The 23,044-nt window shown below is 45.3% G+C and carries 13 protein-coding genes and 1 pseudogene; 12 read left to right on the top strand and 2 right to left on the bottom strand.

What is annotated here, in order from left to right:
• Positions 1-91: 91 nt before the first annotated feature.
• The 7 genes from AAFJ72_RS19770 to AAFJ72_RS19740 all read left to right on the top strand — a co-directional run bounded on the left by AAFJ72_RS19770 (position 92) and on the right by AAFJ72_RS19740 (position 9,796).
• Positions 92-613, top strand: coding sequence for a CDP-alcohol phosphatidyltransferase family protein (locus AAFJ72_RS19770; protein ID WP_122902809.1), 522 nt, complete (start codon positions 92-94; stop codon positions 611-613).
• Positions 614-779: 166 nt separating this feature from the next.
• The gene (gene fabZ / locus AAFJ72_RS19765) at positions 780-1,238 is read left to right on the top strand and encodes a 3-hydroxyacyl-ACP dehydratase FabZ (protein WP_432775406.1); all 459 of its coding nucleotides are present in this window, start codon (positions 780-782) and stop codon (positions 1,236-1,238) included.
• A 70-nt stretch (positions 1,239-1,308) separates the two neighbouring features.
• The gene (locus tag AAFJ72_RS19760; RefSeq protein WP_432775405.1) at positions 1,309-2,046 is read left to right on the top strand and encodes a WecB/TagA/CpsF family glycosyltransferase; all 738 of its coding nucleotides are present in this window, start codon (positions 1,309-1,311) and stop codon (positions 2,044-2,046) included.
• A 27-nt stretch (positions 2,047-2,073) separates the two neighbouring features.
• Positions 2,074-3,174 (top strand): glycosyltransferase family 4 protein, encoded by a 1,101-nt coding sequence (locus tag AAFJ72_RS19755; protein ID WP_432775404.1) that lies wholly within the window; start codon positions 2,074-2,076, stop codon positions 3,172-3,174.
• 330 nt (positions 3,175-3,504) lie between these two features.
• Positions 3,505-7,563, top strand: a complete 4,059-nt coding sequence (locus tag AAFJ72_RS19750) for an S-layer homology domain-containing protein (protein ID WP_432775403.1) — start codon at positions 3,505-3,507, stop codon at positions 7,561-7,563.
• 67 nt (positions 7,564-7,630) lie between these two features.
• Positions 7,631-8,494 carry a hypothetical protein gene (locus tag AAFJ72_RS19745; protein WP_432775402.1) on the top strand — a complete coding sequence of 288 codons (864 nt, stop codon included), beginning with the start codon at positions 7,631-7,633 and terminating at the stop codon, positions 8,492-8,494.
• Positions 8,495-8,578: 84 nt separating this feature from the next.
• Complete coding sequence (locus AAFJ72_RS19740; RefSeq protein ID WP_003842338.1) at positions 8,579-9,796, top strand: IS256 family transposase; 1,218 nt, start codon at positions 8,579-8,581, stop codon at positions 9,794-9,796.
• Positions 9,797-9,969: 173 nt separating this feature from the next.
• Here AAFJ72_RS19740 and AAFJ72_RS19735 read toward each other — a convergent pair whose 3' ends face one another.
• Positions 9,970-11,784, bottom strand: a complete 1,815-nt coding sequence (locus AAFJ72_RS19735) for an IS1182 family transposase (protein ID WP_432775401.1) — start codon at positions 11,782-11,784, stop codon at positions 9,970-9,972.
• Positions 11,785-11,974: 190 nt separating this feature from the next.
• The gene (locus AAFJ72_RS19730) at positions 11,975-12,625 is read right to left on the bottom strand and encodes a YigZ family protein (RefSeq protein ID WP_432775400.1); all 651 of its coding nucleotides are present in this window, start codon (positions 12,623-12,625) and stop codon (positions 11,975-11,977) included.
• Between the two features lie 279 nt (positions 12,626-12,904).
• On the opposite strand from AAFJ72_RS19730, the gene AAFJ72_RS19725 reads away from it, so the two are divergent.
• From AAFJ72_RS19725 to AAFJ72_RS19705, 5 genes and pseudogenes are all read left to right on the top strand, one after another.
• On the top strand, positions 12,905-14,116 hold the full coding sequence (locus tag AAFJ72_RS19725) for a TolC family protein (protein ID WP_432775399.1): 1,212 nt from the start codon (positions 12,905-12,907) through the stop codon (positions 14,114-14,116).
• Between the two features lie 458 nt (positions 14,117-14,574).
• Entirely contained in the window at positions 14,575-17,721 is a 3,147-nt protein-coding gene (locus AAFJ72_RS19720; protein ID WP_432777225.1) for an S-layer homology domain-containing protein, read from the top strand.
• Positions 17,722-17,847: 126 nt separating this feature from the next.
• Entirely contained in the window at positions 17,848-20,193 is a 2,346-nt protein-coding gene (locus tag AAFJ72_RS19715; RefSeq protein ID WP_432775398.1) for a hypothetical protein, read from the top strand.
• A 220-nt stretch (positions 20,194-20,413) separates the two neighbouring features.
• Positions 20,414-20,870: pseudogene (tnpA, locus tag AAFJ72_RS19710) on the top strand (IS200/IS605 family transposase); the annotation flags it as partial.
• A 1,181-nt stretch (positions 20,871-22,051) separates the two neighbouring features.
• Positions 22,052-22,999 carry an accessory Sec system S-layer assembly protein gene (locus tag AAFJ72_RS19705; RefSeq protein ID WP_432775397.1) on the top strand — a complete coding sequence of 316 codons (948 nt, stop codon included), beginning with the start codon at positions 22,052-22,054 and terminating at the stop codon, positions 22,997-22,999.
• Positions 23,000-23,044: the final 45 nt, after the last annotated feature.

The following is a 23,044-nucleotide window of genomic DNA, read 5'->3' as shown; positions in this document are numbered from 1 at the left end:
GTTTTTTTGCGGGACTTGTTGCACAGTTTGTCCACAGAGTATAATAGATCGAGTGGTTGAAAAAGGAAGCGACGATTTATGCTACGGAGGGATGTCCGTGAATCTTCCTAATTTGCTTACGATCTTTCGCATCGTGCTCATCCCTTTGTACCTGTATGTTTTTTTCTCCGGGGTTCCTTTTCACGTCGAAATCGCTCTGGGCATTCTGATTTTGGCGGGGATCACGGATATCGCAGATGGGTACATCGCGCGGAAACATAAGCTTGTGACCACAATCGGAATGATGTTGGACCCTCTGGCAGACAAGTTAATGATGTTGGCGGTGATCGCCTCGTTGTTTTTGACAGAGCGAATCAGCGCGTGGGCCGCCCTGTTTTTCTTTATGCGCGATCTGGCCATGATAATAACAGGCGCCATTTACCACTTCCGGGGCAAAAAAACGGTACCAGCAAATGCATACGGCAAGTTGACAACAGTTCTTTTGTATTTGGTCATACCGCTTGTCATGTATCGCTATCAATACAGCGAAGCAATATTGTGGACGGTAATCGCGTTCTCGTTTATCACGAGCGCGATCTATTTAGGGAAGTTTCGGCTGTTAAACCGCACGTAAGGGATGAATAAAAGAGCACTTCCCGTTTGGGGAGGAAGTGCCCCTTCTATTTCAACCCCGCTTTAGCCGACTTGGCGGAGGCGGGAGTTACGTTTATTCTCAGTTTGCTGACTGGACTTCATACACGGACAAGCCCAGATAAAGTATGGAAATGGAGCGATCAAACATGGAATTCAAAGCACCGCTTGATATTACACAGATTCAGGAAATCATTCCGCACCGCTATCCGTTTTTGCTGGTGGACAAAATTGAAGAGCTGGAGCAAGGAAAACGCGCAGTCGGGATCAAGAACGTAACAGTGAACGAACCGTTTTTCCAGGGGCATTTTCCTGGCTATCCGGTCATGCCTGGCGTCCTGATTGTCGAAGCGTTGGCACAAGTCGGAGCTGTCGCTATCCTCAGCATGGAGGAGCATCAAGGAAAAATCGGGCTGTTTGCCGGCATTGACGAGTTTCGTTTCAAGGATCAGGTGAAGCCTGGCGATACGCTGACGCTGGAAGTAGAGCTGACACGCGTACGCGGTTCGGTCGGCAAAGGGCACGGGAAGGCCAGCGTAAATGGGAAAGTGGTCGCAGAGGGCGGACTGATGTTTGCCTTGACGGCAGGAAATAAAGCACATTCATGATATTCTTGAATGTGCTTTTCTTTTCGGGTAGAATGGCTAGTGGGCAACTTATATATTGAAGGTGAAAACATTGACCAAACAGGTCGCAAACATCTTGGGTGTGCCATTCTCGACTCGCGGCTTTCGCGAGACAGTCGCATATATAACAGAGCGCATTGAAAACGGCCAAAAGACCCATGTCGTAACGGCCAATCCGGAAATCGTCATGCTGGCGAGAGCGGATCGCGCTTTTCAATCGATTGTGGAACAAGCCCACGTGGTTCCCGATGGAATCGGCATTGTCTACGCTGCCAAATGGACGAATCAGCCAATCCGCGAGCGCGTTACCGGCGTGGAACTGCTGGAAGCGTTGATGGCAGAAGCGAACGAGCGCCAGTGGGGAGTCTACCTGCTCGGTGCCAAGCCCGATGTCATCAGTCTGGCAGCGGAAAAGCTCGCAGCTCGCTACCCGAACGCGCGCATCGTCGGATACCGGGACGGATATTTCCGGGAAGAAGACGAGGAACGCATCGTGCAGGAGATTGCCGAGGCGAGGCCGGAGCTTTTGTTCGTTGCACTGGGTGCGCCCAGACAGGACCAATGGATGGTGAAGTACCGCGATCGCCTGAATGCCTCCCTGATGATGGGGGTAGGCGGCAGCTTCGATGTCATCTCCGGAAAAGTAAAACGAGCGCCGGAAATTTGGCAAAAATTGCACTTGGAATGGTTTTACCGACTAGCTTCTCAGCCATCTCGCTGGAAGCGTCAGCTGGCTATTCCCCGGTTTGTATGGACCGTATTGAAAGAAAAATGGAGTAGCCGTTCCTAGATGCATCCGTAGAGAGGAGAACAGTCGATGTCTACATTAATCCTTGGATTTTTGACTTCGCTGATCGTATCGTTTATTGCGACACCGTATGTAAAAAAACTGGCTGAAAAGATCGGGGCGGTAGACGCTCCCAACCAGCGCAAGGTACATACGCGAATTATGCCCCGCATGGGCGGACTGGCTATTTACCTGGGCTATCTGGCCGCTTTCTTCCTGTTCGTTCCTTACGCCAGCATGTCGGAAATGCTGGGAATTTTCATTGGAAGCACCATCGTGATGGCTGTAGGCATGCTGGATGACAAATACCAGCTCTCACCGAAATGGAAGCTGATCGGTCAACTGATCGCCACAGCGATTGTCGTCATCCCGTTCGGACTGAAAATCGGCGTCGTCAATCTGCCGTATTCGGGCAGTATTGACTTTAGCAGCGGCTGGCTTTTCTGGCTGGCTATTCCGCTCACGATGTTCTGGATCGTCGGCGTAACCAACGCGGTCAACCTGATCGACGGCCTGGACGGCTTGTCCGCAGGCGTCTCCGCTATCGCGGCAGGTACGATGGGCGTCATGGCTCTACTGATGGACGATTACAAGGTTGCCACCTACTGTTTTGTGCTTTTGGGGGCGATTCTTGGCTTTCTTTACTTTAACTTTCACCCGGCCCGCCTGTTCATGGGCGACACCGGTTCCCTTTTCCTGGGCTTCAACCTGGCTGCACTGTCGATCATGGGCTTCAAGGAAGCGCTCTTCGTTTCCTTCATCATCCCGATCGTTGTGCTCGGCGTTCCGCTTTGGGACACGTTCTTCGCAATCGTGCGCCGCATCGTGAACAAAAAGCCGATCTCCAGCCCGGACAAAGGCCACCTGCACCACTGCTTGCTGAACATGGGCCTGTCCCATCGTTCCACTGTACTTACCATCTACTCCATCAGCATCTTCTTCGGCACAATGGCGATCCTGCTCACAAAAACGACGAAGTGGACGACCATCATCGTCATGGTCGTACTCCTGATCGCGATCCATCTTGGCACGGAAATCGTCGGACTTGTCAGCCGCCGCCACCGCCCGCTGATTAATGCGTATAGACGGTTGAAGATCAAGCAGGCTGAGCAGGAGAGGCGGATGAATTGATTATCATAGGAAAGACCCCTGTATCTGTGATGCAGGGGTTTTGTTATGATGCCTGATACAGAAAATGTCTGGATTTCCTAAACCTTTGCCCTTTTTTTTCCGATATGTAAATGAGGGAATACGTAGACAAGGGGAGTATAGGAAATGGAGAGGTGAAAGAGGAATTTGAGGTTTCTGGCTTCGCCGAAAACGATCGTCCCCCGTTTATCGTTTCTGTTAAGCCGTTTCAGATCATTCGTTCTGAGTGCACAGTAGCGTTAGGCGAATAGATAGTGTAGAAGGCTTAACGATAACTGCCTTTTCAAAAATCAATTTACAGGAGGGAAAATAATGTTAAAGCGAGTCTTTTGCCTGCTGCTCGTTTTCTCCATGATGGTAACATTATTTCCAATGTTTCCGATGAAAGCGGAAGCGTTTGGAGAGAACAACAACAGCCAAACGAATTTTATCTTTCGAGATGTCGCCACGAAAGTGAATTATAAATTTTTGACTTTAAAAGGGCAGCTTAACCAAGTGTCACCACAAGGGATTACTTATTCGGTTAAGAGTGTGTCCTCCAACAGGGAAACGCCAGAAACCAATCGCGGTATTTCCGTTTCTGATGACGGTACACAAATCACTGTCACAAACATTGAATTGTTTGATGGTCAAAATATCATCACCTTTAGCGGTAAACGAGGGACGGCAGATGTAAAAAGCGTTTATGAAGTCGAGTACATCAGCACCCCGTTGCTTTATAATTTGCAGTTTATCGGCGGTGGAGGAACCTTGCCGCTGGATGCAACTGGCCGCACGATTGTAACTAAAGATTTCACGGCGAGCGGTTCATTTTTCACCATTGAGGGTAATGCTCCTAACGTAGAAAAAGTTTTGATTAGCAATGGAACAGATACGGTTTCAGGAAATGTCGACCAGGATGCGGAGGCACACTTCATTGTAAGCAAAATTAAACTGGAGCGGGGCCTGAACACGCTAATCTTCCATCTGCAAAATAACAACCAGACCATTGAAGTGAAGCGTGAAGTCATTTACTTCGATGGAAATGGTACGTTCTATGATGTCAAAATGGCTTATGACACCGGTGAATATCAGCCTTTGGGTGCCCCGCTGATTCAAAAGGTTAATTCAACGGATCCCAATCATAATACTGAGGCATTAAGAGCTGGAAAATCCAAGTTCACAGGCTCGGTTATTATTCCGAATGAACCATCATCATCATTTGTTCCTGATGATCCGACTACTCCAACAGTAGTCGATCCTTCCTTGTCAGTAGTAAAAGTGCTGCATGAGGTAGGGGCTTCGCAGTACACCATTCCTGACGCAGATATTACTTATAAGTCCTTCGAGAACAAAGGAAAATACCTCCTTTATACATTCGAGTACACAGGGGATAAGGTACAGACACCTAACACAGCTTTTGACATGGATCAGCAGGTGTATGTTCGTTTTCAGGCATACAATCCGGTTGCATCATACGAACTTGCCTCTACCAAATACGATGATCTAACCAGTAAGTCACTCAGCTATAAGTTTTTGAGTTCGACTACGCCTGAAATTGAGGCGGTAGAGTACAAGGTTTCCGGAAGCACTGCCTACCAACCCTTGATAGAAGGCACAATACTGAATGAAAAACCGATTGCGATTAAGCTTAAGGTACGATATGGGGAAACGTCTCCGAACACAGATGCAATCAGTGTAGAGGCAATAAATGATTTTGGAAGCAGAGGGAATGTTACCATTAGTACGGTAGCTGTACAGACAGGAACGTCTGATGAGTACACTTTCTCCATCACCGAGTTGCCTTATGATGGAAGTCAAACCTTGATTTTCTACTATAATAAAACAAATAATCCGACAGTATTCAAAACAGTGAAGATCAATTCAGCGACAGGCCCTGTTTTGAAATTTGAGGGGCTCTCCGACAACCTGATCTTCAAATATGATCCTACTTTGTCTAATGGGTCCAATGGGTACGGCTATCGGGGCAGTTCTTCAACGATTTATTTGATTGAGGATACATTAGCTTCCTTTAAAGGGCATATTGAGAACGTTGTGGTTGAAGCATCAGATTACAACGTTAATATGAAATTGCAGGTTAACAACAATCAAGTTAAGTTAAAACAAACGCCTACCAAGGATGCCAATTACTTCGAGATTGATACCGCAGAAAATAGCGTGAAAGTAGTATCAGATATGTTCCGCGACGGGCAAAATACGGTACTGTTTAGTTTTCACAAAGGAAATATCAAGTACGACAGAAAATACATTGTTACTTTGTACTCTAACAGCGTACCAGAAATTCCTGTAGCGAATACAAACGGGATCTTTCCGTTCAACACCTCCAAAGGTTCTATTAAACATAAAGATATTGAACCGGATAAACGCTTTACCGGAACAAATGGAGTATTTGTAACAAAAGAGCAAGAGTTCTATATCGGCGGAACCTTTGATTTCATTGATTTAGGAAAAGATGAATCAGAAGTCGAAGATACTATTGATGATTTACCTGATGACAAGTATGTCTTTGTAGTTGAGGGCTCTAATGGATTTAAAAAGACATGGAGCCTTGGAAAAAATGAGTTGGTAAATGCATCCGACGATCAAGTTTTCGATACAGCTAAAAAGGCTCATGTGCAAGATGTAACCGTGTGGTATGACATTGACAAAAAATACTTTACGTTCTTGATTGAAAAGCAGCAATTGCCGAGTGATGGATCAAAAGTATCCTTCACATTCACTGTTTACAATAACGGTCTGAATGGCGGCTCCAGAGCGAGTGCTTCAATCGAGGTGAGTGCTACCGGTTTGTCCTATAAAATTCTGCGCCCGGTTGACACTGGTTTGCAATCAACTATTAACCAGAACTACTTGGAAGTAGTGATTGACGCCAAAAACGCCGACAAAGTAGTGATTAATAAAATTGAGGCTACTAAAGTGGAGTTCGACACTGATCTGGATGGTGACATTGACACCGCTGATGCCTGGAAAGCAATTGTGACGGACTTGAAGCCTGGGAAAAAGAACACCATTACTTTTTCGATCACTCGCGGCTCGGATGTTGTGACAGACAAATTTGATGTCTATTATGCCCCAAGTACCATTCCAGGTGCGCAATTTATGACGCCAATGAAGAACTCGATTAAAGTATTCGAGAACCAGGTCTCGCTTACTTTCCCGAAAGACACCTATCTGGTTCGAGCTGATAACCGGGTACCTCAGGAGCTGAGAGGACAAGTTTTCAAGGAGCACAAAATTTTGTTTGCGATTGCAAACAGTCAGGATGGGGTAGTAGACCGTTATGACTATCTGGTGGATCGTCCACGCAATTTTGACAAAACGGTTGAATCCTTGAAGGGTTATTTCTTGAACACGTTTGACAGCCATTTTGTAAAGGTCAGCAATGTATACTGGATCGACGCAGGTATGGCTGATGATCCAGATACGGACGAGTATGATCCTTATCCAAATGGAATGTTGCCAATCATGGCGCTGCCAGATCAACAACAACCGGAGCTGTACAATTTTAATGATGTGCCATCTGATAGAGTGTTAGTACCTAGCAAGCGGGCAACACTTGAATTGAAATTCGATGCCAACATTGTTCCGGATACTGCTAACAGCTTGACGGTGTTCCGTTACAATCCCGATCCGAATAACCTTGGATGGGAGAACATTGGTGGAGTCGTGAATGTTAGCGCCAAAACGATCAAGGTGCCGTTTGATCGATTTGGTTATTATGTAGTCGGAAAAATGAACGATTCGTTCCGTGACGTTGTTCGACATGACTATGCGAAAAGTCACATGGAAGCAATGTTTGCAAAAGGTGTGATTTTGCCTCGCAGCTCACTGGATTTTGGTCCGGGATATGAGACTACACGCGGAGAATTTGCGGCGATGGTAGTTCGCGCATTGCAAATTCCGCTAATGGATAACTTTGAGACGCTCTCGTTTGACGACGTAATTCCTGACTTCACTTATCGCGGCGGATATAACTATCGTCATATCGAAACGGCTGCGCGATTGGGAATTGTCAAAGGGACGGACCCAAGAATCTTTAATCCGGAAGGAAAAGTTACCCGAGAAGAAGCTGCGGTAATCTTGGCGCGCGCCTTGAAACTAAAAATCAATCCAACAACACCTGCTGCTTTGAATACAAATCTGGCGAAGTTGTTCAAAGACTTCAATCTGATTGAACCCTATGCAAAACCTTATGTTCTTGCGATTGCAAAGCTCAAACTGATTAGCGGTTCTCCGGTTGATGTAAGCGATCCGAAAAAAGGATTCGTCTTCGAACCGAAGGCTAACATCCTCCGCTCGGATTCGGCTATTCTAATGAGCCGAGTCATGGCTTACCTAAAAACGATACCAGGAATTCAAGAAGTAAAATAACATCACAAGAAGCCTTCCTGTTATTGGGGAAGGCTTCTTGTGCCAAATAACAGGGAAGGGGATTTACATGAAAAAAACGATAGGTTTGCTCCTGGCTGCTGTATTGGTCAGTGGAGTTGGTACCGTGTATGCAATAAGTGGAAGTCCTTATGGAAAATTGGGTGAGTATGAGCGAGTGGCTTTAAGTGTTGACCGAACGCCAATCACGGAAAAAGGAATCCTGATTAATGGACAGGTATATGTACCAGTAGAGCCGCTTTATAGAATGAATAAACTTGGGTATTTTCAAGACCCATCAGCTTATGAAGCGCACCTCTTTTTTGGCGGAAAGGATAGCTACGTAGATTACTATGGCTGGGCGACCACAAGGACAAAGAGCATATCCGAGATCGAGGAAGAAATAATGAAGGGGATCCCCTATGAGAGCGACAGGTATCATTCCGGAATGATGAAACAGGACATTTTAAATATCACGATTCTGGCGAAAACCCTAATCATGACTTCTCAACAAATTGATTCAGCTGTTCATCTCAAACTGACGCAAAACGTAACGCCGAATTTTGAACTCATTAGGCAAGGTGTTCACTATCGTACACTTCCGATCGCGATCATGGAAGAGCGGATGGAGGCATTGGCTGACGAATTGGGAAGACAGATCGGATCGCGTGAAAGACGGAAAATGGAAGATGTTATTGATGAGCTGGATGAGGCAGTAAGAAATAAAGAAAAGGCGTTGGAGGCATTAGAGGATTGGGTTCGCACATCGGATGAAGATGATTTAGACGATTATCGCCGATATGAGGAAAGAGCGAAAGAGAACGTTTATGCAGCAGTCAAGCTTTTAACCGGTGAGGACCTCGAAAATCCGGGGAAGAACCGTACAGACAGCTTGAAGCATAAAGTTGACGCCTGGATCAATAAAAATAAGTAGCTGCAATGAAGTACGGAGTTCGCCCAGAGAGCGTAAAAAGTTTTGTGTAAATGGTTAAACTTCCCATTAAGGAGATGATCATTTATGCAAGACAAAAGAGACATGACGATCAAGGAGTTAGCGAAGGATTGCCGTACCATCGAAGACGTGCACACCATGCTGAAAGATTTGTTCCGTGACACCATCCAGCAGTTGTTTGAAGCTGAAATGGATGCCCATTTGGGCTATACCAAACATAGTACCGATGGGGATCATTCAGGAAATAGTCGGAATGGGTATAGTAAAAAGACGCTAAAGACAAAGTTCGGGAACACAGAAATTCGTGTGCCTCGTGACCGTAACGGCGAATTTGAACCTCACATTGTGAAGAAGCATGAAACTACCACAAATGGCTTGGAGGAGCAAATTATCGCACTCTATGCTAAAGGAATGTCTACACGAGACATTGAGGAACACATGAAGGATCTGTACGGAATCGATGTATCTCCTGCGATGGTTAGCAAGGTGACCGACAAGATTATGCCAATGGTGGCAGAATGGCAATGCAGACCGCTGGATCGGGTTTACCCCATCGTGTTTCTGGATGCCATCCATTTTAAAGTCCGTCAAGAAAATCGAATCGTCAACAAAGCAGCTTACAGCGTTCTCGGCATTTCGATGTCTGGTCATAAGGACATTTTGGGCATCTGGATCGGCGAGCACGAAAGTGCGAGCTTCTGGCTCAATGTGTGCACAGATCTGAAAAGTCGTGGTGTAGAAGATATCTTGATTGCCTGCAAGGATGGACTGGCGGGCTTCTCCGAAGCAATCAACGCAGCGTTCCCAAGAACCCAGATTCAATTGTGCGTCATTCACCAGATTCGCAACTCGATGAAATATGTACCGTTCAAGGAAGAAAAGGCCGTTTTGGCAGATTTAAAAAAAGTCTATCAAGCTCTTACGCTGGAAGAGGCCGAATCAGCATTTGCTATGTTCAAAGACAAGTGGGGGAAGAAGTATCCCATCATTATTCGCTCCTGGGAAAGCAACTGGCTTGAATTGACCGCCTATTTCAGCTATCCCCCAGAAATCCGTAAGATGATTTATACAACGAATATTATTGAGGGGTATCATCGGCAACTTCGTAAGGTCACCAAAACAAAAACGGCGTATCCAACCGACGATGCCTTACGGAAAATCATCTATCTGGCAACCATGGAGGCTTCAAAGAAATGGACCATGCCCCTTCGAAGCTGGAAAGAATGTATATCGCAACTGGCCATCCATTTCGGAGACCGCTTGCAAGGGGAACTATCTGCATAAAGGGGCTGTTGGGGCGGCTTGACATGGAGCCTCTGCGGGCATGATTCTTTGCGATTGGGCGATGCCTGTAAATCACTGCATCGCATGGCTAACGAGCCTATCATGCCCGCCCCTCCATGTAAAGCCGCCCACGTAGCCATTCACCTGTTAAAAACCCATTTACACAAAAAAATTTACATTCCCTTCGCCCACATATTATATGAAGAAAAAAGGGGCTGTCCAATAAGTCCCCAAAATAAAAAATGGGCGGAAAACCGAAAGGTTCCCGTCCATTTTTTTAGTTCCTTCGTTTCTTTATTGATGAAGGCAGTCAGGCGGATGCTCGCCACCTTCAGTAGATTGTGGGCTAAAGCCACAATCCCAAACTCTGTATGAACCTTATCCAACCCTCGCAAGGAAAATCGGCGGAACGACCGATTGCCCTTGATGTGACCGAACACGCTTTCGACTTCGACTTTACGCCGAAAATAGATAGCGGACTTCTCGTCATCCTCAAGGGCTCCTTTGGCTTTTGCTTTCAACTCTTCCCAGATCGTATTCCAGTGTACCTGGCGGTTTCCTTTTGCTTTCGTACAGGCTGACTTGAGTGGGCAATCCCTGCAATCCTCACATTCATAAATCTTGAAGCTCTGTTCCAGACCAGAATGTGTTTTTTTCGTTTGATATTTCTTAAATGGAACATTTCGGCCGTTAGGGCAAATGAATCGATCATCCAACTCTTCGTACGTCCAATTCGATGCATGTCGTATATCTTTTTGGTAACTTCTCGTTTTCTCTTTCATGTAGTTGCTATAGGGAATGAGAAAATCAAAACGCGGCTCTTTTTCTTCTCCAACTGCATACAAATAGTTTTCCTCACTGCCATAGCCCGCATCGGCAATGACCGTTTTTGGCATCGGTAAAGAAGACGCAGCCAGTCGTTCCATATGTGGAATGAAGCATCGCGTATCCGTTGGACGTTGATGAAGGCTGTAAGACAAAATAAACTGGTTTTCCGTGGCTATTTGCACGTTGTATCCCGGCTTTAACTGCCCATTTTTCATGTGGTCTTCCTTCATTCGCATAAACGTGGCATCCGGGTCTGTTTTGGAATAACTGTTGCGCTCACCGAAGATGACCTTTTGCTGTTCATACTTCGTCAGGCGGGGAAGAAAATCCTCACGGATTTGTTTTAGGGGTTGCTTCAGGGCACTACGCTCTTGGCGCAAGATTTTCCGTTCGGCACTCTCACTTGTGTTAGCGATTTGTTCCGTCAATTCTTCGACTTTTTCCTCCAATGCGGCGGCGGCTTCTTCGAGCTTGGCAGGGAGTTCCTCTGAATGGACAGCGACATACTCTCCAGCCTCTTGTCGGGTAAGGCTATGAATATGGGCAAGGGTCTCCTGGATCTTTTCCTTCAGCTTCTCTTCAAAGCGAAGTACGGACTTTTTCCATACAAAGGAATACTTGTTTGCATTGGCTTCGATCTTCGTGCCATCGAGAAAGTAGTTTTCCATCGTGATGTAATTGTCCGCAATCAGCTTTTGAATCATGGTTTCAAACAACTCGTCTATGAGAGCTTTCATGCGTACACCACGGAACTCGTTTATGGTCCGAAAGTCGGGCTGTTGCATCGCAGCCAGCCACATGGCAGGGATGTTCTCTTGCAACAGCTTTTCGATTCCACGGCAGGAATAGACTTTCTGCGAGTATCCGTAAAGAATGACTTTCAGCAGCATTTTCGGATGATAGGAGCTGCGACCGCCCCCTGTATAATGCGCGAACAACTGCTTGTCTGGAATGGCCTCGATCATCTCATCAATGACACGTGCCACATGATGGGGCGGGATATACAATTCCAAATCCAGAATCATTTGGATTTGCTTGTTGTCGTAAGATTTGAATGTAGGAGCAAGTTTTCGTTTGGCAATCCTATTCTTTTCTATATCCCCTAGAGGAAGTGAAAGTTCCGTGATATACTGTTCAGTAGTAGTCGTTCGATTACGCAAAAAAATCGCCCTTTCTGAGTTGGTAGTGTGGTAACTTCCATTCTACAGGATGTGGCGATTTTTTTGTGCCTAATTTTCACATTAATAAAAACGGGGCGTCCAGCAGTCAGGTTACACTGACTTTCTGGACAGCCCCTTTTTTCACATTCATGGCTGCAAACGCGCACCGTGACAAGTCCGCCGCCGCGCACTACTCACCCCCCACAGCCTCCACAGGCACCTCCACATACTCCTTCTCCCCCAAGGCAATCTGGGCCTGTCCATTCGTCAAATCAGTAAAACGCTCCACAAACGCATCCTGCCCACCTTCAGGGATCAGCACATGCGCCGTAACCTTGTCCGTAAAATCAGTGCCGCTCACCCGATATTCCCCGATGCGCAGCTCGTTCTCCACCTTGCCCCACCACGTATAGTCCACGCTAACGGAGATAGCCTGGTGCAAAGTATGCACAACAATTTTGGCGGCTTTCAAGGCTGTAACCGTTCCTGCCGTATAAGCCCGGACAAGTCCTCCAGCGCCCAGCTTGATTCCCCCGAAGTAACGGGTGACGACGACAACCGTATCCTTTAAGCCATTTTTCTTGATACACTCCAGGATCGGCTTGCCTGCCGTCCCGCTAGGCTCGCCATCATCGCTCGACCGTTGAATCTGGTCGTTTTCGCCGATGACAAAAGCGGAGCAATTGTGAGTGGCATCCCAATGCTTCTTTTTAATCATGGTAATAAAAGCAACGGCTTCTTCTTCCGTCGTAACCCGCTGTGCATAGCCGATAAAACGGGATCGCTCAATGACGATGGTGTCCTCTCCATAGCCAGCTACGGTTTTGTATTCGGTAAGCATCGATCAATCACCTCAAGAAAAGGATAGCATGCAAAAATAATGTTGGCGAATCCTGAAATGTTTTTGACACAGAATCGTAGTAATCTATGAGGCGAAGAAGGACTAAACCAGAAGGGGATGAACTATACATGGTAAAGTGCCCCTCATGAAAATGCTGGCAGGCCACTAATTTTTCGTGTGCGAAACATTACTCTGTGATATAGTGAACTTGGGACAAACTGTAATATTTCAGGTAGTGAAAAGTTTTACAATCAATACAAGCAAAAGGAGTGGAACCACGTGAACTTTCCATATTCGAGCAAAAAGTGGATGAGCATCGGTTTGGCGGCTGTACTTACAACCGCAATTGGAGCAGGAACCATGACAGCATCTGCCAATACGGGAGCAGAGGCGGAGAAAACAGCGCAGACAGGACAAACAGTTGCAGCGGAAACAGGCAATACCACGACATCTCAGGCTGCTGCCCTCGAAGAGCTGACACTGGAAAAAGCGATTGAACAAGCTTTGCAAACCAATAATACGCTCCAGAACGCACGTATTGACGCGAAAAACGCGGATTTGAACGAAGTGCTTTCCTACACGACCTCTGCTGAAATGTCCAAGGATATGATCGATTCCCTGGAAGGAATAAAAGAACAATTGAACGCTGCAAAGGCCAAGTACGTAGGGAATGCACAAGCAGAGATCAACAAAAAGCTCAACGCCCTGACGGTAAAAGCTACAGAATCCAAAATCAGACTGGGTGCGCAAAATGCCTACTACAACCTCATTTTTGCGCAAGATGACTACGAATTGAAACAACAAAGCCTGAAACGTGCAGAAACGCAGCTGAAAGTGGCCAAAGCAGCGTTTGACGTGGGAACGAAAGCGAAAACGGACGTTCTGCAAGCCGAAATGGGCGTGGCAGGGGCAAAAGCTGCTTTGACATCCGCAGCAAATGCAGTAGAAGTGGCACGCATGGAGCTGAACGATTTCCTTGGCGTTGATCTGAACAAAAAGTGGAAGATCGTCTCCAACAACAAACAGGTTGCGCCGATTTCCCTTACAATGGAGCAAGCGCAAGCTCAGGCCCTTTCCAAACGGATCGAGATGACAAAGGTGCAGGAAGAGCTGAATCTGGCCGAACTGAACGTCAAGCTGATCGAGGAGTATTCGGCATTGTCGACGCTGCAAGGCCGTCAAGCCCGCAACAACGTAGAGAAGTCGAAAATGGCGATCGAGGAGCAAAAACGAACCATCTCCAAGGAAGTTGCCCAGGCTTATCTGAATCTGAGTGCGGCAAGTGAGGCGATTGAGTTCCAGAAAAAAGCGAAAGACGCGGCAGCCGAAAGCTACCGCCTGACAAACCTGCGCTTTGAAAACGGCCTTGCGACTACACTGGAAGTGATTCAGGCGGAAGAAGAGCTTTCCGATCGCGAGAACCAGTACCAAAAAGCGATCCTTAACTACAATCTGGCTGTCGTAAACTTTGAAACAGCACTCGGCAACTAGGCTTGTTTGCCCCTAAGGAAAATTTGTAAGGTTTTGAATGGAACTGGAAAAAGGTTCAATGGTGACAGTCCGCCCTGCGTACCCTATAATACGAGTTGTGGCGGATGTCACTTCGTACATAATCGACAGGTGAATACGAACCCACGAAAAAATCTTTAAATTTTTTTCGAAGGCGCCGCAACTTTTGAATGGCTCAGGCGTTTAATAGGATGTCACACGAAATACGGGGAATTGTGTAAAAAAGATTCACGAATTCTAGCACTTGTGTTACACTAGTGATTGTTGCATTTTACACAATACTGAATATACTAGAGATTTTTAACGCAAAAAAGCGAAGCTGTCCTGCGAAAGGAGGTGACACGCGCTTGCAGGATTCGGGCTTTAAAAAGAAAGATAGATTAACAACAAATATTCCCCAAGAACAATTTGTTTATACTAGAGGAGGAGAACACAAGGTTATGAAAAAGGTCGTTAACAGTGTATTGGCTAGTGCACTCGCACTTTCTGTTGCTCCAATGGCTTTCGCAGCAGAAGAAGCAACTACAACAGCTCCTAAAATGGACGCTGATATGGAAAAAACCGTTAAGCGCCTGGAAGCTCTTGGCCTGGTAGCAGGTTATGGCAACGGCGAATACGGTGTAGACAAAACCATCACTCGTGCAGAGTTCGCTACTCTGATCGTTCGCGCTCGCGGACTGGAGCAAGGTGCGAAACTGGCACAATTCAACACTACTTACACTGACGTTAAATCTACCGATTGGTTTGCTGGTTTCGTAAACGTAGCATCCGGCGAAGAAATCGTAAAAGGTTTCCCGGACAAATCCTTCAAACCACAAAACCAAGTTACTTACGCTGAAGCAGTAACCATGATCGTTCGTGCTCTGGGTTATGAGCCAGCAGTTCGTGGCGTATGGCCAAACAGCATGATCTCCAAAGCTTCCGAGCTGAACATTGCGAAGAGCATCACTACTCCTAACAATGCAGCAACTCGTGGCGACATCTTCAAAATGCTGGACAACGCTCTCCGCGTAGACCTGATGGAGCAAGTTGAGTACGGTACTGACGTTCGTTTCGAAGTTACCAACAAAACCCTCCTGACCAAATACCTGAAAGTAACGGTAATTGACATGGAGTGGGCTCATGAGAAAGATCATGATTCCGATGATCTGCCACTCGTTACAAACGTACCAGCAATCGGTCTGGGCAAACTGAAAGCGAACGAAATCACTCTGAACGGTAAAGATGCTGGTCTGGGCAACACTACCTTCAAAGTTGCTGACGGTATCAACCCTAACGACTTCGATGGTCAACGCGTACAAGTGTGGATCAAAGATGACAGAGAAGACACTATCGTTTGGATGGAAGGCTCCGAGGACGAAGAAGTAATTCTGGATCGTCTGGACGAGTTTACTCTCAACGGTAAAACTACCGATGGTAAAAACCTGAGCTCTTCCGATTTGAACGATTTGAAAGTATCTTTGGATGCTAGCGGCAAAACTTACCGCTTCAACAAAAACTCCAAAGTTACTTACAACTTCAAACGTTACAGCGATCCAGTTGACGCTTTGAAAGAGATCATCGCTGACAACGACAGCTTTGGTGTAAAAGTTGTTCTGAACAGTGACAACGAGATTGCTTACATGCACGTAATTGACGACACTCAAATGAACAAGAACACCAAAGTGAAGTACGGTTCTGAAGTGATCGGCAAAATCGATGTTGACAAGAAAAAAATCACCAACCTCGACACTGGCAAGTTCAACGAGCTGGATGACAAGGAAGAAGGCAAAGACTTCCTCGTATTCCTCGATGGCAAACCAGCGAAACTGAGCGACCTGAAAGAAGGCGATGTATACTCCGTATACTACGCTGATGGCGATCAAGACAAACTGTTGGTATTCGCTAACCGCACAGTAGTAGAAGGTAAAGTTGACAAAGTTGTTAACCGCAACGCAAATGACTACCGTCTGACTGTTGGCGACAAAACTTACCGTATTTACAAAGGAGCTACTTACTCCGATAACGGTGACAAAGATGTCAAAGACCTCGATGGCAGCAACTGGGATCTGATTTCCAACCTGGATTCCGAGACAGTGAAATTGTACCTGGATGCTTCCGGTCGCGTTCGTCACGTTGAAACCAAAGATCCAATCGACGATCGCAAACAAAAAGCAATTGTTGTCAAAGGTGCTGTTTACAACACTGCGAAAGACACCTGGGACTTCACTGTATTTACTCAAAAAGGTAAAAGACTGGCCCTCTCTCTGGAAAAAGAGGACATCTACAACGCTGAAGGCAAACACTACGGCCGCGATGGCATGGATGAAGATCTTCTGAAAGAAATCCTGCAACCAAGCAAAGATGACTCCATTGCTCTGCTCGAAGTGACTTTGGATGCCGAAGGCGACGTTGACAAAGTTAAAATCCTGGATTCCAAACTGATTAAATCGTCCGGTTCCGCTTGGGATAAACTGGCAGACGAAACTGATGATGTTGTCGGCGACTATGAAGTAACCAGCAAAACTGCGATCTTCAAAATGACTGGCAAACTTGAGACAAATGCGACACGCGCTGAGCTGAAAAACCCAGGTGTAGCTAAGTTCAAAGACATCGCTGACGAAGACGATCTGACAGTTTACTACACTGTTGATGAAGACAAAGACGAAGTAGAAGCTATCTTCGTAGTAGACGGCGAAGGTCTGACTAGCGACATCTTCTACGGTGTAGTTGAAGAGCTTAATTCCGCAGGCAAACAGGATAGCATCAAAGTTATCACTAAAGATGGCGACACTGTAACATCCAAAACATACAAATTGGACGATGATCGTGAAGAGCTGGCAGATCGTGGTATCAAGCGCGGAGACTTCATCGCATTCCAATTGAACTCTGATGATGAAGTAATTGTTGATGACGTTGTTGAAGTTGTTAACAACAAAGCTATCAGCGATGATGACAACGTAGAACTGCTTCCTAAATCTGAGTGGAAAAATGCTGGAATTGAAAAACTGACAGTTGCTCGCGTCGATGATGTGAATGGTAACACCATCACTTACAAAGCTGGCAAAGATGATACTCGCAAACTGCTGACCAAGTCTTCCACTGCTTTCATCGACACATACGATGATTTCGAAGGCAAAGATGGCGTAGAAGAAGGCGACTACATCGTACTGCTCGACAGCAGCGAAATCGACGGTGATCGTTATGACTACGTTCTGATCGTAGGTAGCGAAGACTATGTGGAAAAAGAAGGCATTTCCAATGATGCTGTTGAAGAATTCCTGAAACAAGCTATGGGTGGTTATGAACCAGAGCCACAACCAGGAGATTGGGACGCTATTCCTTCTAATGCAACAGGACAAAAGTTCCAAATCGGTACTGTATTCACTTACCTGGTAACTGTTGAACTTAACAAAGATGTCAAAGAATCCGATATTAAATCTGCAGTAATCGAAGTAGCAGGTAAAACCTTTAATGGTACTGTAGCAAACGGAGAAATCACATTTGAATTCACAGGTTCCTTCGATGCAAGCAGTGCAAAAATCGTTGTAACTAACGAAGAAGGCGAAAAAGATACTGCAAACGTTAAAATTACAGCTAAGAAGTAATTTTTAAGCTTTGCAGAAAATCTAGCAGTGAGTCAAGCAACGGAGGGATTCACCTCCTTCCGTTGCTTGTTACATACTCACTCCTAAATAAACAGACTTCCTATCAAACTTACGGAGGGGTAGTACGTGAATAAAAAAGTAGCTCTTTCCCTGCTTTCTGCTACAGTGTTTGCTAGCATGACTGCATCCGCTTTTGCAGCACCAAATCCTGGTGTATACATGGGTGGAGATGTAGACAAATACTATGCACTGACTGATCTTTTCAAACTGAATGATGCTGGTTTTGCGAAATTCCAATCCGATCTTGCTCAAACTAAGTTTGAAAACCTGATCTTCGTTGACCACGATGGTAAAGGTGCAACTCTGAAAGAAATTTTGTCCAGCACTAAAGATTTTGAAGAAACCAAAAGAGATCTGAAACAGTCTGATTTCGAAGGCGAATATGCGAAAGCCAACCTGGATGGTACTAACGGTCCGTCCTATGATCCACGCAAAGACATCACTCCAGAGCCAACTGGTGAGTTGAAAGTTGAGTCGGTAAGTGCGGTTAACGCTAAAGAACTTGTTGTTGAGTTTAATCAAGCTGTTAAAGAAGATTCTATTATTGCTCAAACCAGTACTGGTAGTGAAGTAGCTGGAACACTGGTTGATGGCGTTGTTAAGGTTGACAGTGCATCTGCAGATAGCCTTAAAGCCTCTCTGAGCAAAGATGGTAAAAAACTTACAATTGTTGCAGCGGCGAATTGGGAAGGTGCTCATTCCATTGAGTTTGTTGCTGGCAAAGTGCAAACTGCTGACGGAAAAGCTTATCTCGATGCTTTTGTAGATGCATTTAACTACACTGATGATGTTCGAGCATCTATTTCTGGTGTAGACTTTGAAAGCAAATTTGTCTATACAGTTAACTTCTCAGAACCAGTTCAATCTGTTGGAACAGTCTCTGCAAAACTTGCAGACGGAACAGCTGTTACACTTGATACTGGTGCTACTGGCTACGGCTTGGCAACTGATGGTAAGTCCTTTAAAGTTTTCTTTGCTAACACTACTCCTGTAAATCAAGAGATCTCTGTAAGTTTCCCTGCACTTACAGATTATGCGAATAACGTTTCTATTCCTCTTACAGCAAAAATAACAATTGATGGCACTGACAATGTTAAACCTGTTGTAACCTCTGCAACTGCAGTTTCGCAAACAAAAGTGCAAGTGAAGTTCTCAGAACCGATTACAGTTGTGGATCCTACCAAAGTCAAGTTTAATGGTAATGCATTGTCTGCTGCTACTGTTGAAGTAAATGCAAAAGACAAAACGGTTCTTGATATTACTGTTCCAACCACAACAACTAGCGGTGCACTTCTGATTGAAGCTGGGGCTGTCGAAGACCTTTCTGGTAACGCAAATAATGCTTACAGCCAAGCTATTAATTTTGCTTTTGATAAAGAAGCACCAGTTGTGTCTTCTACAGAAGTATTTAAAGATTCCGGTTTGAATAAACTTCGAGTAACATTTAGTGAAGATGTTACAAAAGTAGGAACAACTGGGTTTACACTTAAGTACACTGACGAATATGGTGTTACTAAAACAGTAACGGTACCTGATGGTAAAATCGCTGTAGATACAACTAAGAAAAATATTGTTGTAGTTGATCTGCATGACGGTACTAATGCAGTCAAGGAAAATGTTACTTACACCGTAGATATTCCTAAAGGTTACTTCCAAGATACATTTGGTAACGATTCGGAACTTAAAACCGTTACCTTTGTAAACAGTGCTACAGCAGCAACTACGAAGTTGGCTCTGATTGCTGCGAACCCGATCGTTGCTGCAGACACAATTGGTAGTGGAGCAACTAGATTGACTGACGGTGCATTTGTTGATGTACAATTTGCTGATGCAGTTGATGTTACTACTGCTACTAATGCGTCCAACTACACTGTGGAAGGTGCGGAAGTTGCTAAAGCAGAGCTTGTTTACAATGATCCAACAACAGCAACTGCTAACGGAGCTAAAGCTGTAGTACGTGTATACATCAAAGATGATACTGTTGAAGAGAGCGGCAATTACAATGTAACAGTTAAAGGAGTAAAAGGTTACTACGGAAACGTAACCGAGATTAAATCTACTACTAAGAACGTACAAATTGCAGAAAACGTACGTCCAACAGTAATTAGTGCAAGCTTTAAAGCATTTGATGATGTTACTCCATCTACAACTGTAACATTGACTTTCTCTGAGTCAATCGCTAGTGATGCAGTTGCTGATGGTGACTTTGAACTGTACGTTGATGGTAAAAAGGTATCTACTGCTACTGTGACTAACGGTCCACTTGGAACGTCTGTTGACTTTACAATCGATGTAGATCTGTCCGCTGAAGTTGCAGCTGGAAAAGTCGTAAAACTTGTTGCTACATCTGATTTTGATTTGGCTGATGATAGTGACAATAAAGCCAATGTTAAAGAGGTTACTGTTAAGTAATAACAAACGAATTGTTACTTCATAAGCTCATATGAGTGAAAGAAGTGGAAAAGGCACCCCAGGCACTCTCTGTGCTTGGGGTCTTTTTGTATAACGAACCCCCCCCAGTCGAACTGGGGGTTCAGGAAAGCTTATAGCTATGAGTAGCCATCCTTTGAACCCAGTGATAAGATGAGAGCCGGTCTGCCAACCGCTCACATGAATCACAGGAGGACAAAGGATGGACAAAAGCAGTCTAGCACATACCAAATGGAACTGCAAATACCATATTGTATATGCGCCGAAATACCGTAGACAAGTGATATACGGAAATATGGAGAAGAGAGATCGGAAAGATATTGCGGGAGTTATGTGAACGAAAAGGGGTGGAGATTATCGAAGGAGAAGCCTGCGTGGGTCATATTCACATGTTGGTGAGCATTCCACCAAAACTAAGTATATCTGAGTTCATGGGCTACTTAAAAGGGAAAAGCTTTCTGATGATTTTTGATAAGTTTGCAAACATGAAATACCGATATGGGAACCGCCAATTTTGGTGTAGAGGGTACTATGTGGATACGGTGGGGAGAAACAAAAAGCTAATAGAAGAGTACATTTGCAACCAATAAGTGGAGGATAAAAATTTTGAGCAATTGACGATGAAAGAGCTGGTTGACCCGTTTACGGGTGAGTCGGTGAAAGGTTGGCAGACTTTCAGTACACCTTTCAGACGTTTGCTTGTAACATGCCCTTACATTGTTCGCCTATGTACAACCATCCCGGAACCTGTTCCTGATTACTCCGACTAACAAATTGTTATCCTCAAAAATTTGATCCACCAATAATCTACTTTTTTCCGCCCCTTTCAGTCGACACACTGTCAACTATGTTAAATTTGTTATAATACCAGTACAAGTAGTTTGAGAAAAATATAACAATCTTGCTATCAGGGAATCACGCCGACACATGAAATCAGCGCCCCGACAAAGTTACCGGAAGTGGGCTCGCTGCAGCCAAGGAAATGATTTACATATACATCTGCTTTTTTTGTTTCTATACGATTTACTTTCGATTGGTATAATAATTCTACTAATTCTGACCTAACCGTATCTGGAGAAACTACCATGAATCATACAACGAATCTGCCGCAACGTATCAAGATCATGCGTAAGGAACGGTCTGAACTGCTCCTGGAAAAAGGGAACTTCCTGCATGACTGTGATCGACAAGTCACAAAAATTGGACGAGTATTTCGCAAGGTTCCAAAAATGTTTCCAATTTCATTGATAATCTATTCATAAAAATCATAAAAGGAAGTTGTCCACAAACTGTAGATAAAACTGTTTCTAATTTCCTGAATAGTTTAATGTTGTTGCGTATGTTGCTGTTCTGATACAGCTTTTTTCTCCATCAAGGAAAAGCAAGAGTAGAAGCATCTGTTGCGGGTAACATGGGCATTTTCTTTCCATCTCAGAATGGTCGCTCTTATCAACACCCTTTCCACAAAAAAATCACCAGCTGAAACCCTCAGCTGGCTACAAAAACATTCCCCAAGATATTTGTTTAGACACTTCCATTTTATCAACTTGGATGAATAATGTAAACTTTATCATCAAATGGAAATTTAACGTTTGCAAGTGACATCCTTCCATTCCTTGACATCCCTGATTCGTACAGTTATCCTAACAAATATTACCCGCCACATGCTTGGGACATGGCAGTCAGTTTGCTGCCTTGCCGTGCGTATCCGATCAAGACGTGGGAATCAGCAGAAGAATGCCAAGTTTTCTATGTTGCAAAAGAATGTCACTATGCTATAGTGAATGACGAACGCAAACTCTATACTATATAGATGTAGAGATAAGTTGGGAGCGGTGCTATGTTATCCTTCTTGAAGAATTTAATGGGGAAGACACCTACCACGAAAGAGGTGCGAGAGCAGGTTCAGGAGGAATCCATTTTGTCCGCTTCTGATACCGAACAGTCTCATCAGGAAGCACAGGAGCAAAAAGAGGCATCTGCCGGCGTCGTAACAGCGCTGTCCTTGCATCCATCGTGGGAAGCGCAGTTGAGTACGCAGGAGAAATACGCGCTGTCCTTTATGGCGCAGGAGCTGGAACCGCTGCTGGAAGGGAATATCTCTCTCGCAGGAATAGCGCTTGTTCCGCATGATGAAGGAATCGAAGTGACGGCGTTCATTCGCAACAGCTCGGACCGTCCGATCCGCCTGAAAGAAATGACGCTGGTGGTATTGTTCGGGGATCAGCAGTTGTTTACCCGCCAGGTGTTTGATCTGAGCGAGATAGGGGAAATTCCGTCGCGATCAGCCAGACCGTGGTCGTTTGTATTTACACGCGAGCACTTCCTGCAAGCGAACGTGCTTTTGGCTAACTGGAAGATCGCGTTCGAGATGGCGCAGAAAAAAATGGTGCTGCCGCAGCAGCTGGAGCTGGAAGAGTCCTGGATCAAGGCGCTGTCGGATAAGCAGAAAAACAGCCTGATTGAGCTGGCGAAAAATCTCCCGGCTCTGAAAGAGGGAGAAGTCAATATCCAGAGTGTGCAAATTCGCCGCTCCCCGGAAGGAGCGCTTCATGTCATGCTGTTGATTCGCAACGGTTCTAAACAGTCGCTCTCCTTTGAAAAGCTGCCGCTCGCGCTTTATGATGCGACAGGGGCAAAGGTGGCAGAAGGATTGTTCGAGCTTGGCAACCTGACCGTGAATGCCAATACGAGCAAGCCGTGGCTGTTTATTTATCCTCCGGAAAGCATTTTGGTGGAGCAGCCGGACCTGTCGCGCTGGAAGGTGAGTATTCCACAGCAGGCGTAGAGAGTCTGGTTTGCATGGGCAGTGTGGGAATGTTTATCATGGAGA

The sequence above is a fragment of the Brevibacillus gelatini genome, assembly GCF_050920745.1.
In the GTDB taxonomy this organism is placed as follows: domain Bacteria; phylum Bacillota; class Bacilli; order Brevibacillales; family Brevibacillaceae; genus Brevibacillus; species Brevibacillus gelatini.
The sequence above is the reverse complement of the archived record's forward strand: the minus strand, read 5'-3'. Positions and strand labels throughout refer to the sequence as shown.

Coding starts and splice junctions, on each gene's coding strand:
- AAFJ72_RS19730 (WP_432775400.1), bottom strand. CDS start 12,625: ATGCTTACCGAATACAAAACCGTAGCTGGCTATGGAGAGGACACCATC.
- AAFJ72_RS19740 (WP_003842338.1), top strand. CDS start 8,579: ATGCAAGACAAAAGAGACATGACGATCAAGGAGTTAGCGAAGGATTGC.
- AAFJ72_RS19705 (WP_432775397.1), top strand. CDS start 22,052: ATGTTATCCTTCTTGAAGAATTTAATGGGGAAGACACCTACCACGAAA.
- AAFJ72_RS19745 (WP_432775402.1), top strand. CDS start 7,631: ATGAAAAAAACGATAGGTTTGCTCCTGGCTGCTGTATTGGTCAGTGGA.
- fabZ (WP_432775406.1), top strand. CDS start 780: ATGGAATTCAAAGCACCGCTTGATATTACACAGATTCAGGAAATCATT.
- AAFJ72_RS19770 (WP_122902809.1), top strand. CDS start 92: ATGTCCGTGAATCTTCCTAATTTGCTTACGATCTTTCGCATCGTGCTC.
- AAFJ72_RS19750 (WP_432775403.1), top strand. CDS start 3,505: ATGTTAAAGCGAGTCTTTTGCCTGCTGCTCGTTTTCTCCATGATGGTA.
- AAFJ72_RS19720 (WP_432777225.1), top strand. CDS start 14,575: ATGAAAAAGGTCGTTAACAGTGTATTGGCTAGTGCACTCGCACTTTCT.
- AAFJ72_RS19755 (WP_432775404.1), top strand. CDS start 2,074: ATGTCTACATTAATCCTTGGATTTTTGACTTCGCTGATCGTATCGTTT.